Source organism: Peribacillus sp. NPDC094092 (assembly GCF_050279365.1).
Taxonomy (GTDB): domain Bacteria; phylum Bacillota; class Bacilli; order Bacillales; family DSM-1321; genus Peribacillus.
In genome coordinates this window covers 868,120-880,263 of sequence record NZ_JBNNUC010000001.1, presented here as the reverse complement: position 1 = coordinate 880,263, position 12,144 = coordinate 868,120, and the positions used below count along the sequence as shown (strand labels likewise).

The following is a 12,144-nucleotide window of genomic DNA, read 5'->3' as shown; positions in this document are numbered from 1 at the left end:
TAAAGGGTTGAGAAAAATGTATTATGTTCCTTATATCTATCCCTATCAATATCAAAATCCATATTATGTTACCGTTCCAATGTATAACTATGTAAGAAATCCTGATTATTGGAGTGTTAATAATGCAAACCAAATGGGTTATTCACAATCATCAAACGGAAGAAATAATATTGAGGTAAAAGATAATGGACCAAAACCTTTTGTAGTGAATATCAATGAAGCTACGAAACAAAACACTACCTACCGTACCGCTTTATGGACAGGAAAACACTTGCAAGTCACATTAATGAGCCTTAAAGTTGGTGAAGATATTGGTTTAGAAATTCACCCTAACGTTGACCAATTTTTACGTATTGAACAAGGTCAAGGGGTTGTTCAAATGGGGAATAGACAGGATAATTTAACCTTCGTAAAAAACGTCTACGATGATTATGCAATAATGATACCTGCTGGTACATGGCATAATGTAACCAATACAGGTAATATTCCGCTAAAACTTTATTCGATATATGCTCCTCCTAACCATCCATTTGGCACTGTTCATGTTACCAAAGCTGATGCATTGGCCTCTGAAGAAGATCATCGGATATGGCAATAGATTAACCCTTAAATAATACCCTCCTCCTTAACTTGGAAGGGGTTTTTTTCTGTTGGGGACAACTCGTGTCAGAGAGTTTACTGGAATGACAAGCAGCATTGATTATGCCAGAACATAAAGCTTTAAATAAAAAATAGGTGAGGTGTCAAATATAAAAAAACTTGCCTGTGATCCCGTGGAATAACTTTAGTTTTAAAACTTTAAAAGGTCGGCTTAACCTTCTTCACCAACTCCGTGATATCAATCTGCTCATTATAAAGCACCTGGTTTATATGAAAATCCACACTAGCTGCGAAGTTTTTTTTGATTTGCTGAATCCATTTTTAAGCCATGTTGGTAAATGGTTTTGGAAATATATCGATTCATGAACTATCAACTAATTCGTTTATTGGGAAAAGCATCTAATAAGCTTAAGCCATCTAGTCTGGGTCACAGAATTCGATTTATTTTTTATTTAGATGGGTTCAGGAAGAAAATTTAATTAATGGAAATCCTGCTTCCAAAATCAAGGAAGGAACAAACAAGGGTCCATTTTAGTTTGTTCTTAATCAACTATCGGGGCAGGATAGTTCAAGAAGGTATTGTTTCATTCAACTAGAATATATATATAAATAAAAACCAATATAAGGTGGATTTAAAATGGAGAAAAGAGTTCAATTCGACTTTGAAATCGAGTTTACTAATGGTGGTGGATTACAGGGGCAGGATTTTCGTCTTGATATTAATAAAGATGACATTACTGAAGAAGAGCTAGCGAGGTATATCGTAGAGGATATGAGGTTGCTAATGGTTGGGGAAGTTAGGATACTCAATAAAAAAATAATTAATGAAAAACATAAAAGAAAAACTGTTGATAAGAAGTTTGAATAATAAACCAACGAAAATGAGCTGTTAAATAGGTGGAATGGGTTAAACTAACCGTGCGTCAGCTTATGATTGGAGCTGTCTATAAGGCAGCTTTTTCTTTGTGAAACGAAAAAGGGCAGTTTAGTTTAATTTAATACGTTCAAATGATGAGATAAAAGAAATAGTGGCGTTGCGATTCAAAATGAACTGGAGAAATACCAGATAATCTTCAGTATACAGAGCATTCGTAAAAAGTGACGACGGTAATGAATTTTAATAAACTTCCTCAATTAGTGATAGGAGAAGGTAGAAAGAAGTAGTAGTTTTGTATCCTGTACCAAGCGGGACAAATTGTTGATTAGTAACCGTTTAATTGAATTATCATGTATAATTCTGAATGAGAATATTTTATTTTAACAATGAATTGAAGAAGGGACGCATTATGAGAAATAAAGGGAAATACCATATTGTTATTGAGGTATTGAGTATTATATTTGGTAGCTTATTAATTGCTATTGGTGCAAATACATTATTACTTCCAGCTAATTTACTCTCTGGAGGTATCATAGGGATTTGTATGATTTTGTACCATTTTTTCAATTGGTCAGTGGGAGTGCAGTATTTTATATATAATATTCCACTTTTAATTTTAGGATATATCCATTTAGGGAAAAAATTTATCCTTTATACGATTCTTGCTGTCATTTCTGACACTATATTCTTACACTATATCCCTATTCGTCTCATGTGGACAGAAAATGTTATTTTAGCTTCCATTTTCGGGGGAATCGTTTCGTTTGCTGGGGGAGCCATCATGCTTCGTGTAGGAGGATCCAATGGAGGTTTAGACGTCCTCGGACGAATCATCGCTAAACACAAAAATCTGTCCATTTCAAAATTTGGTCTTATCGTTAATCTGATTATTGTTGCCATATCTGCCGTAATCTTTGATGTTCAGGCAGCCATGTTTACCATTCTTTCGTTATATGTCGGAGCTAAAACATATGAATCCTTACTTAATATAGCAGAAAGAAGTTCTGTAATTATTGTGACGGATAAGGGAGAAGAGATATCTGAAGCTCTCAATCAAGCGTTCCATCGCGGTGTTACATCCTGGGAAGCTTTAGGGGCATACTCACATAGTGAAAAACAAGTCATACTTTGTGTAATCGTGAATATCCAATGGGCAGAATTATGTCAAACTGTACAAAGCATAGATGATCATGCATTTATTTCTGCCATGCCAGCTCATAAAGTCATTGGTAATTTCAAAAACGTTTGGTAGAAAAGGGAATTACCATTAGAAAAGAACCGTTCGTATTCCTGAAAAGATAAACGAAATTATTAAGCAAAATTTACTCTATAAACTCCTTGGGGGGAATTCGCAAGGAGACGGAGAAGACGTTAACTTGATAACCATGGGATTCTGCCCAAACAATGGTAATGTAGGACGCATAGGTTGGGAAGAATCCAACTATAAAAACAAAGCTACTTGCAAAGTTAACAGCACGTATAATTGTATCGAACCATCTATTATTCAAGGTCTATTTTATGAATATATTGATTTTAATTAGACAAGCAGGGGCCATTTTGATAATTATTTTTGGTTTAATGATTATCAGTTTAAAACAAGGTGTAAACTTAGGCATCTACATTGTTCAATTATATTCATCCATACATAAACAACCCCCCCTCGATTTAGAAGAAGGGGGGATTGTTTTGCTTCAAGGATTATTAAAATTCTATTCCTTCATTTACCTTTTTATTCATCCTGCACATCCTCCTCATCGAGAAGTGGGTTATTTTTGTAATCTAAAGATCATGGTTTAAATAATTCTTTAAAGGGGAGAGAGAAAGAAAAGGGATGAGGTGATATAATGATTTATTTGGAAATAGCAATGAAGCTGATAATTGGGCTGGTTGGTCTTCTGACAGTGACAAGACTTCTTGGAAAAAAAGAAATGTCTCAGGTGACCCCTTTTGACTTTATTTACGCTTTAGTATTAGGCGGCATTCTAGAAGAAGGCATGTACGACGAAAAAGTGTCGATTTGGCAGATTCTATTTGCCATTTGCCTTTGGGGAATTTCCATATATATCATAGAGGTTTGCGCACTAAAAAGAGATGGAATGAAGAAACTGCTCAAAGGGCGCCCTTCTTTAATTATTCGTAATGGCAAATTTGATATAAAACAAATGGAAAAAAATCATCTGGATCTTGAACAGGTTCGTACCATGTTGCGGAAACAGGGTGTATTTACTCTCCGGGAAGTACGTGATTTATATCTTGAGCCTGCTGGGGAGATCAGTGTAAATCTTTATACTAAGGCAGCAAGCGTCACACCGGATATGCTTGGCCTGGATCCTGAGGACGAGGCACCTTCTATATTAGTAATTGAGAAAGGCCAAATAAAAGAGGAAGAACTTCAATCCGTGGAAAAATCAAGAGAGTGGCTTCTGGAAGAACTTCAGAAAAGAAATTATAAAACAATTGAGAATATCCTATATGGAGAATGGTCAGAAACAGAAGGATTCTATATACAGCCATATCCCAAAAATAATTCTTAATATACAAATAATAAACTGGATGATTTTTTTAAAAAGCCCCTACCCAAGTGAGTAAGGGCTTTTGCCATGTTCTATATTAAATAAAAAGGACGTTTGCAACATTAATTACTATGAGCTGCATGAGTAGAAGATTGAGAGGATGTACCAATTCCTAGAGAAACTTTAGCATCGTCTTCTAAAGCTGCTTTTGTTGCATGGACTAGTTTACCATCTTCCTCTGTTGAAATATGCGGCAGTATCAATAAATGGATAATTGGAAAGCACAATAGCAATGTGGTTTAATATCCTCGGTTCCGATCTACCAATCCATTTAATGGTTGTTCTCTTGAAAATCTCCTTAAATTTTCTATAAAAAAGTTACTCACTTCGTTAATCGTACTTGGCCCTGACAGATGAGAAGTGACAAACACATTTGGCATTGACCAGAAGACATGTTCCTTTGGCAACGGTTCTGTCTCAAATACATCGAGGACTGCTCCCTGAAGATGTACTGCTCGAATGACAGATATTAGATCCTCTTCATCTATCAATGCCCCTCGTCCAACGTTGATAAGGTAGGCATTGGATTTCATCGCTAAAAGAAGGTCCTTGTTAATGATATGATATGTGGAATCCGTTAAAGGAAGGGTTAGGACCAAATAATCTAGATCTTTTACAAATTCACCCCATTGATCTGGAGTAAAGTGGCTATCCACTAGAGTTGCTTGTTTTCCACTAAAGCTTAATCCATGTACAATCATATCAAATGCTCGAGCTTTACGTACAAGTTCAGCGCCAATTGATCCAAGTCCAGCCACCCCGATTGTTTTCCCCTTTAGAGTGTCAGAAATGAAAGGATCCCACCTTCGCTCCATTTGCGATTGTTTCATCCGAGGACCGTCTTTCACTATGTCCAAGAGAAACGAAAATACGTATTCAGAGATGTAAGTACCAAATTGGTCAATAATTCGGGTTAATATAATGTTTTTAGGTATCGATTTGTCAGCAATCAAATCATTGACTCCGGCTCCCATTGACTGGTACCAGCGAACAGATGAGGCAATTGGTTTACATAGTAAATGTGTAGGGAAATTCCAGCCCAAAATAACTTCAGTGCCTGGTAAATATTTTTCTGCTTCCTCCAAAGTTTTCGCTGCCTTTACCGATATAAACCCATTATTGCGGATACAATCAGCATAAGCTTCAACCTCTGCCTGAATAGGACTAAATAAAAGAATAGTCGGTTTGTGTATATCTCCCATTGGCTCTCTCCTTATTGATTCTTAAATATAGTATAAATTCTTCGCTTTAAACAATAACTTTTAATCATACATTAATAATTTACCACAAAAGTCCAATTCATACTTTTAAAAAAAGGTATTAAAGACTCGCTAGGCTAGAGTATTAGAATGGTTTCAATCTATTATAGTATTATGTTATATCAACTAAACTTTATTAGTTTTATAAAACAAATTGCATGAAAATCTTCACCTTTATAGCCAGTATTGACAATTGTTATATCCTATAGAAGGAATTAGTATTTATCTTATGAAAACCTAGAATAATGATCAAGGAGGAAAGGATAACATGACGAATAAAAAACCAACGAAGGAAAGAAAAGGTATGAAAATCCGTGTCCGTTTGGGAAGCAAGAAAACGAATCGCTTCGATTGTATATAGAACGCCATTGATTCAATCTACTATACTATCTGAAAAAACTGGCCGTCTTGTTTTTTTAAGAGTAAAACCCGCATTAGGGCGACTCAGATTAGTTAATATTAATTTAATGACATTAACTGTAAATAACAATATAATGCAAATGGCAATTTCGCCACATGAAATTCATGCACGGTGTAAACACCTCATCAATTGTATAGTGAATTGACTTGAAAACACTACCATAGAAGAGGTGCTGAACTTCCATATAAATTAGAGTCTGTTTCATTTAATATCGCTTGGAGTAAAAAAAGTTGCAACCCACGTTTTTTCTTCTTCACTCATTTAGTTACCTTTATATCTCAAATTTCGATTTATTATGGAATTACCTTCATTACTCATTTTAAGTCCTTCTGTATTTTGAATTAATCTAAAAATTTAATTCTAACTAGCCTTTCACTTAGTCTCCAAAGCAGTTCTGCATATTCTGTATTAACAGCCCAAGGCCTAACTCCTGATGGTTCTGGATTTTCGGCGGAAACAGCTTTCGCAATGTCAACATTTTCGCAATAAACGCCACCTTTGCCATCAAGTTGATTATTTGCTGCACACCATACAATTGTAGCTGCCCCTTCTGTAATGCTTTTAAATTCTTCATCATATTCCACTAAAGCTCGATTTCCATGCTCGTCCAACGCTCCCATGGAACGCATTTCTTCATCAGTTAAATTTCGAGATAAATTCGTTACAATCGTTCCTGGGTGTGCAGAGAATGCACGTACATTAAATTTCTTACCCCGTTTGTCTAATTCAACTGCAAATAATGCATTTGCCGTCTTGGATTGCCCATAGGCTTGCCATTTATGGTAATCGCGATTTATAAAGTTTGGGTCATTAAAATCAACACCACAAATACGATGACCGCGCGAACTAACTGAAACAACTCTTGCTCCTTTAGCTTGAACTAAAGCCTTCCAGAGTCTTGCTGTTAATTGAAAATGTCCTAAATGATTAGTTGCAAACTGAGATTCATACCCTCGTGCTTCGCGGTTCAATGGATTAGCCATTATCCCTGCGCCGTTCACTAGAATATGTAGTGGGCGATTGGTTTTAAGAAATTTTTTTGCAAAAGCATCTATTGAATTTGGATCAATGAGATCCAGTTTTTCCAATTCCACTCGTGGAATACTTGAAGTAGCTTCTTGAGCTTGTTCAATTCTTCTTGCGGGTACTATAACTGTTGCTCCAGCTTCCGCAAGTACGCGGGTTATTTCAAGTCCTAACCCTGAATATCCCCCTGTTACAATAGCTACCTCTCCACTTAAATTTCTTCCTCCTAGAGACTCTTTAGCGGTAGTTCTTGAGCTGAATCCAGAATGATTTGGTTTTTGGATGGTACTTTCATTATTCTCGTTCATCATTTAACTCCATCTCCACTTGTTCATTAATTTTCCCTGTTTTTATATGCTGAAAGTGGGTAATTTTATAATTTATAATATCCAAAGTAGCTTGTAAATCAGTTACTTGACTTGTAATTTGGTTTTTATGTTCCTCAAGTATCGCTTTACAAGCTTCCTCGTTTTTGGCTAGTGAGAATTTCATATATTCTTGTATTTTTTTTAAGGGCATTTGTGTTCTCTTAAGATGATTAATGAAAAGTATTCGATCTATATCTAATTGAACATACTGCCTAATATTATTTTCATTTCTCTTAGCAGTGGGAAGAAGGTTAATTTTTTCGTAGTACCTGATTGTGTCTGGACTTAATCCTGTTTTTTTAGCCACATCTGATATGGTGAATATATCGTTCATTTGTGATGCTCTCCTTTCGCTACAAGTGTATGACTTGGAGTTAACTCCAAGTCAATAACCTTTTTGGGAATGAAAATATAAAATATGTTTTTTGATTTGAAATTCATTGAAAAACACACAAATGCCATTTTGTGGTTTTAGGGTTTGGAAACTTAAGGCTGCAAAAGATTCTTCAATAAAGCTGTGCAATCTTTTCATGTCTCTAAAAGACTACTGATGAAAAAAAAGCTTATTCAGTAACCCTGAGGAATTGAAAAAAAAAAGGATGCCATCAGGCATCCATCAGTAAGATAAAATATCTAAATAACATTGTAGAATAAGATCATCCAAAATGATCTTTACACTAAAACCCGTTTTTGCTTTTTTTACGATTCGTTTGCTGTAATCAGCATGGAAGTGTTTCCATTCTTTTCAAGATGATCTTCTCCCCAACTACAAAGAGAATCTAATATAGAATTTAAAGAACAACCGTAATCAGTTAAAGAATACTCTACTTTCGGTGGTACTTGGTTATATATTTTTCTTTCGATTACATCGTCTTCTTCTAGTTCACGTAATTGTTGTGTTAACATCTTTTGTGTAATACCAGGCATTAAACGTTTTAATTCGCTTGTTCTTTTTGTCCCTTTCATTAAATGACAAAGAATAACAACCTTCCACTTTCCGCCAATAACCTCTAAAGTCGCCTCTACAGGAATATTGTATGTCTTCATGGAAAACCCTCCTTTGATGGATTTAGATTTTAGTTTTGGACCTAGATAAGTTTAGTACTAAAATATACTTTTTTGTGCCTATAACACTTTAAAGTGCGTACTTTTTATTGTGCCAAATATATTTCATAATAGCACATGTAAGGGGGAAAAGAGTAGAACGATACTAAAAAGTTCTTATATTACTTTTAAGTACCTATAACACTTTAAGGTGCGTACTTTTCATTATGCTAAATATATTTCATAATAGCATACGTAGAAAATGATGAGTAGAACGGTACTATAAAGATCTTATATTACTTTTTAGCATCTATGGTACTTAAAGGTATGTACTTTTTTCCTGCTTATACGTTTTATCTTGCATTTTATCATACGATGAAATGGATTTGATAAGTCTTTGGTTCTTACATCAATTCTTAATATAAATTCTTAGGAGGATGCCTTAAATGAGAAATATACTGCATGGAAAAATTGGCTTTGGTACGGCGCCACTCGGTAATATGTACCGCAATATCCCAGAGGAAGAAGCAATGGCAACAGTGGATGCTGCTTGGGGGAGTGGCATTCGTTACTTTGACACTGCACCACTTTATGGATCTGGCTTAGCTGAGATGCGTCTTGGTGAAGCACTGTCGAAAAGAAATCGAGATGATTACATTTTAAGTACAAAAGTAGGTCGAATTATTTCGGATGAATTGGAAGATCCTTCTGTACGTGATCTAGGAGAAAAAGGCGGGCTTTTCGAGTTCGGTCGTAAGAATAAAATCATCAATGACTATAGCGCGGATGCAACCCTTCGCTCTATTGAGGATAGTTTGAAACGTTTAAAAACAGATCGTCTGGACTTTGTATATATTCATGATTTAGCGCAAGACTTTTATGGTGATCAGTGGATTTCGCAATTTGAAACTGCCCGAACAGGGGCATTCCGTGCACTTACACAATTGCGTGAGGAAGGCGTAATTAAGGGTTGGGGACTTGGAGTAAACCGAGTAGAATCCATTGAACTTATGCTGGACTTGGAAGAAGCAAAACCAAATGTATCCTTGCTGGCTGGTCGTTACACTCTATTAGACCATGAGCGTGCGCTGCAACGTGTAATGCCAGCAGCTGAAAAATATAATATGGATATTGTCGTTGGTGGTCCATATAGCTCTGGTGTTCTTGCTGGGGGTACTCACTTCGAATATCAAAAAGCGTCACCAGAAATTATGGCAAAAGTTGAGAAGATTAAAAATCTTGCAGATCGTCATGGAATCAGCATCAAAGCTGCTGCTTTACAGTTTTCACTGGCTAATCCGGCGGTTGCTGCGGTTGTTCCTGGTGCTAGTAAACCTGAACGGATTACAGAAGACAAAGCTGCATTGAACACAGTGATTCCGGCAGCCTTCTGGGAAGAAATGCGGGAACAAAAACTGGTATCACCTTATGCACCACTACCAATCAACGTTAAATAAAAAGGAGAGTAATTAACATGGCAAATACTATTACATCTATTGAAATTTTTGCATCACCTGAACAAGTATGGCAATTAATTGGAGGTTTTGACTCTCTTCCAGATTGGTTACCTTATATCCCTAACAGTAAAGTAACTGAAGGGGGACGTGTACGTCATTTAGCTAACCCTGATGGTGATGCGATTGTAGAACGTTTAGAAGCATTTAACGAAAAGGAGCGCAATTACACGTATTCAATTATGAAAGCACCATTCCCTGTCACTGATTATTTATCTACAATCCGCGTTAAAGAAGGTACGGATGGTAAATCATCGTTGGTAGAGTGGTCTGGCAGTTTCACTCCAGTAGGAGTTAGTGATGAAGAGGCAATTAACCTGTTCCACGGAATCTACAAAGACGGCCTAGAGGCATTGCAAAAAGCATTTCTGGATTGAATGGTATAAATCGATTTAGATGGAAAGGATAATTGACTTGAGAAAAATCTAAATCTTGGAATATCGACCTTTATTGAAGTAAATCTAGAGATATCAAAGCAGCCAAGGCTTTTTTAAAAGCCTTGGCTACTTGTCATTATACATATTTTAAAGGTTCTTTTATTTCAAGGTTACCCAGAAACGGGAGCAAAATAATAATGAAAAAGTACTTTTTGGTACCTATAGCACTTTAAAGTATGTACTTTTTATTATGTTGAATATCACTCATAATAGCATATGTAAGAGATATGAATAACCTTTGGTTACGCTAATAGGTTAAGTCCAGTATTTAACAGTTGACTAGGGTAACTGTAAATTTTAAAATTACAGTATGGTTATTGGAAATAAATCATGTGAGATAAAAGTGTTTTGCCATAGCTTGTAAAATGTTGTTTAACAAATACCATATCATATAGTTACAGTATTTTCATGGAAGTAGATAAAATAATATGAATTAAAAAATGAATAGTTCAGTTAAGATAAATTAAATATTGTCGTATATATAACGTTAGTGTTGTTGATTCTAAACTGTAATTTTTTTTTATGCATTTCAATACCTCATTCTTGAAATAGTCGGGTATTTTTTATTTAGCAAAATAGGAAAGAGAGGTGCGGAATATGGTAATTCTATATACAACATCGAGCTGTGGTTCATGCCGGAAAGCAAAAGCATGGCTCGAGGAACATCATATTGATTATATTGAAAAGAACATAGTATCTAATTCTATGACAGTCGATGAGCTTAAATCGATTCTTCGTTTAACCGATGATGGCGCTACTGAAATTATTTCAACTAGATCGAAAACTTTTCAGGAGTTAAAAATTGATATCGAGGCACTTTCGCTTAATGAATTTTATAAATTAATAATTGAGTATCCTCAAATGTTACGTCGGCCAATTATTCTAGACGAAAAAAGGTTACAGGTTGGTTTTAATGAGGAAGAAATTCGTAAATTTTTGCCACGTAGCATTCGAACATTTTTGAACATTGAATTGCAAAAATTGGCTAATTAATAAGTAATATAGTTTAAGGGATAAGAGACTAGTATTGAAGGGGATTTTAGGAGGTAGCAGGAAATGATTGAAGTATTCTTTACAGTAAATTATAAAAATAAAAATTATCAAACAAATGTCATTGTGAATAAAGATACGATATGGACAAAAATTAGACAGTTGGCTGAAGAACAAGTCAAGAAACAATGGAATCTCTAAATTTATTTTCAGACTTAAAAGCAAGCATAAAGGATAAATGGTTAGATGCAGTTATTGAGCCTAGTTGAACTTGAATGAAATAATGAAAGAAGTAGTTGATCTTATCAATAAAGAACGATAAGCGGTTTGATTGTTATATAGCCGTGGAGTTCTTAATGCTTAAGTGTAATAAAAAATCTTACAGTTTGAGTTGGTTTTTACATCTTACTTGCCGTCACTAAAAATGAGGAACTAATCCTATTTTATTTATACTAAAATCATTTGTAAGAAGGGGAAAAAGTATGAAGTCAAATAATAATACCGTTTTAAAAGTAGGAGATTGGGTTCGAGGAAAATCAAGGGAGGGTGAATTAATAACTGGTTATATTAAATCCTTTGATATCCTAGGAGAATTAGTGAAGATAACGGTTATAAGTTGTGACAATAAAGATACAATAAGCAAAACAATTTCAATTTTAAGCAAAGACGTTAAAAAACTCCCTGATTCAAAGGCAATAAACAAAGCTCAAATCCTTTTTCTTATAGACTTGGCATTATTAACAGGGGATGAAGAATGGTTTATCGTGCTTTCTTCAAAATTAAACGCGATAAAACAGTTAGTTAATGGGGGAGTTTAAAGATTATTATAAATATAATCTTTTTCGGTATTTTTAGTTGCGGTAAGATCAATCGATGGTTTCATTTTGTCTGGATTTGGTTTTGAAAAATCCCCATTAAATTAGGGAATCTAGAAGAAGTTTAATAACATGATTTGCAAACTTAAGTTAAGAAGCAGGATACTGTTATGAAAGAGCTTCTTTTTAATCTGATTTGAAAAACAAAGTATGCGGGATA

13 protein-coding genes are annotated in these 12,144 nt (G+C 35.0%); 9 read left to right on the top strand and 4 right to left on the bottom strand.

All coding sequences use genetic code 11. From position 1 onward, the window contains the following. The first annotated feature begins 16 nt into the window (after positions 1-16). The 4 genes from ACQKNS_RS04125 to ACQKNS_RS04110 all read left to right on the top strand — a co-directional run bounded on the left by ACQKNS_RS04125 (position 17) and on the right by ACQKNS_RS04110 (position 4,011). A complete protein-coding gene (locus tag ACQKNS_RS04125) occupies positions 17-598 on the top strand; it encodes a cupin domain-containing protein (RefSeq protein WP_427641328.1) in 582 nt (193 codons plus the stop codon). Positions 599-1,237: 639 nt separating this feature from the next. Beyond that, a complete protein-coding gene (locus ACQKNS_RS04120; protein ID WP_427641326.1) occupies positions 1,238-1,468 on the top strand; it encodes a cyclase in 231 nt (76 codons plus the stop codon). Between the two features lie 418 nt (positions 1,469-1,886). Beyond that, positions 1,887-2,729, top strand: a complete 843-nt coding sequence (locus ACQKNS_RS04115) for a YitT family protein (RefSeq protein ID WP_427641325.1) — start codon at positions 1,887-1,889, stop codon at positions 2,727-2,729. 592 nt (positions 2,730-3,321) lie between these two features. Then, complete coding sequence (locus ACQKNS_RS04110; RefSeq protein WP_427641324.1) at positions 3,322-4,011, top strand: DUF421 domain-containing protein; 690 nt, start codon at positions 3,322-3,324, stop codon at positions 4,009-4,011. A 278-nt stretch (positions 4,012-4,289) separates the two neighbouring features. Here the strand turns inward: ACQKNS_RS04110 and ACQKNS_RS04105 are convergent, their stop codons facing one another. The 4 genes from ACQKNS_RS04105 to ACQKNS_RS04090 form a co-directional block, all read right to left on the bottom strand. Further along, the gene (locus ACQKNS_RS04105) at positions 4,290-5,252 is read right to left on the bottom strand and encodes a D-2-hydroxyacid dehydrogenase (RefSeq protein ID WP_427641323.1); all 963 of its coding nucleotides are present in this window, start codon (positions 5,250-5,252) and stop codon (positions 4,290-4,292) included. Positions 5,253-6,071: 819 nt separating this feature from the next. After that, positions 6,072-7,064 carry an oxidoreductase gene (locus ACQKNS_RS04100; RefSeq protein WP_427642124.1) on the bottom strand — a complete coding sequence of 331 codons (993 nt, stop codon included), beginning with the start codon at positions 7,062-7,064 and terminating at the stop codon, positions 6,072-6,074. Beyond that, positions 7,051-7,458, bottom strand: coding sequence for a MerR family transcriptional regulator (locus tag ACQKNS_RS04095; protein WP_427641322.1), 408 nt, complete (start codon positions 7,456-7,458; stop codon positions 7,051-7,053). The genes ACQKNS_RS04100 and ACQKNS_RS04095 overlap by 14 nt, the downstream gene beginning before the upstream one ends. Positions 7,459-7,823: 365 nt before the next feature. Beyond that, entirely contained in the window at positions 7,824-8,171 is a 348-nt protein-coding gene (locus tag ACQKNS_RS04090; RefSeq protein WP_427641321.1) for a winged helix-turn-helix transcriptional regulator, read from the bottom strand. 443 nt (positions 8,172-8,614) lie between these two features. On the opposite strand from ACQKNS_RS04090, the gene ACQKNS_RS04085 reads away from it, so the two are divergent. The 5 genes from ACQKNS_RS04085 (at position 8,615) to ACQKNS_RS04065 (ending at position 11,927) form a co-directional block, all read left to right on the top strand. Beyond that, positions 8,615-9,625 (top strand): aldo/keto reductase, encoded by a 1,011-nt coding sequence (locus ACQKNS_RS04085; RefSeq protein ID WP_427641320.1) that lies wholly within the window; start codon positions 8,615-8,617, stop codon positions 9,623-9,625. Positions 9,626-9,642: 17 nt separating this feature from the next. Next, entirely contained in the window at positions 9,643-10,059 is a 417-nt protein-coding gene (locus ACQKNS_RS04080; protein WP_427641319.1) for an SRPBCC family protein, read from the top strand. Positions 10,060-10,716: 657 nt separating this feature from the next. After that, entirely contained in the window at positions 10,717-11,112 is a 396-nt protein-coding gene (gene spxA, locus ACQKNS_RS04075; protein WP_427641318.1) for a transcriptional regulator SpxA, read from the top strand. Positions 11,113-11,175: 63 nt separating this feature from the next. After that, positions 11,176-11,310 (top strand): BA3454 family stress response protein, encoded by a 135-nt coding sequence (locus ACQKNS_RS04070; RefSeq protein WP_427641317.1) that lies wholly within the window; start codon positions 11,176-11,178, stop codon positions 11,308-11,310. A 281-nt stretch (positions 11,311-11,591) separates the two neighbouring features. After that, complete coding sequence (locus ACQKNS_RS04065; protein WP_427641316.1) at positions 11,592-11,927, top strand: IDEAL domain-containing protein; 336 nt, start codon at positions 11,592-11,594, stop codon at positions 11,925-11,927. Positions 11,928-12,144: the final 217 nt, after the last annotated feature.

Excerpts from the sequence above, each read along its gene's own strand:
- ACQKNS_RS04065 (WP_427641316.1), top strand. The coding sequence starts at position 11,592 with ATGAAGTCAAATAATAATACCGTTTTAAAAGTAGGAGATTGGGTTCGA.
- ACQKNS_RS04125 (WP_427641328.1), top strand. The coding sequence starts at position 17 with ATGTATTATGTTCCTTATATCTATCCCTATCAATATCAAAATCCATAT.
- ACQKNS_RS04070 (WP_427641317.1), top strand. The coding sequence starts at position 11,176 with ATGATTGAAGTATTCTTTACAGTAAATTATAAAAATAAAAATTATCAA.
- ACQKNS_RS04095 (WP_427641322.1), bottom strand. The coding sequence starts at position 7,458 with ATGAACGATATATTCACCATATCAGATGTGGCTAAAAAAACAGGATTA.
- ACQKNS_RS04090 (WP_427641321.1), bottom strand. The coding sequence starts at position 8,171 with ATGAAGACATACAATATTCCTGTAGAGGCGACTTTAGAGGTTATTGGC.
- ACQKNS_RS04085 (WP_427641320.1), top strand. The coding sequence starts at position 8,615 with ATGAGAAATATACTGCATGGAAAAATTGGCTTTGGTACGGCGCCACTC.
- ACQKNS_RS04105 (WP_427641323.1), bottom strand. The coding sequence starts at position 5,252 with ATGGGAGATATACACAAACCGACTATTCTTTTATTTAGTCCTATTCAG.
- ACQKNS_RS04120 (WP_427641326.1), top strand. The coding sequence starts at position 1,238 with ATGGAGAAAAGAGTTCAATTCGACTTTGAAATCGAGTTTACTAATGGT.
- spxA (WP_427641318.1), top strand. The coding sequence starts at position 10,717 with ATGGTAATTCTATATACAACATCGAGCTGTGGTTCATGCCGGAAAGCA.
- ACQKNS_RS04080 (WP_427641319.1), top strand. The coding sequence starts at position 9,643 with ATGGCAAATACTATTACATCTATTGAAATTTTTGCATCACCTGAACAA.
- ACQKNS_RS04115 (WP_427641325.1), top strand. The coding sequence starts at position 1,887 with ATGAGAAATAAAGGGAAATACCATATTGTTATTGAGGTATTGAGTATT.
- ACQKNS_RS04110 (WP_427641324.1), top strand. The coding sequence starts at position 3,322 with ATGATTTATTTGGAAATAGCAATGAAGCTGATAATTGGGCTGGTTGGT.
- ACQKNS_RS04100 (WP_427642124.1), bottom strand. The coding sequence starts at position 7,064 with ATGAACGAGAATAATGAAAGTACCATCCAAAAACCAAATCATTCTGGA.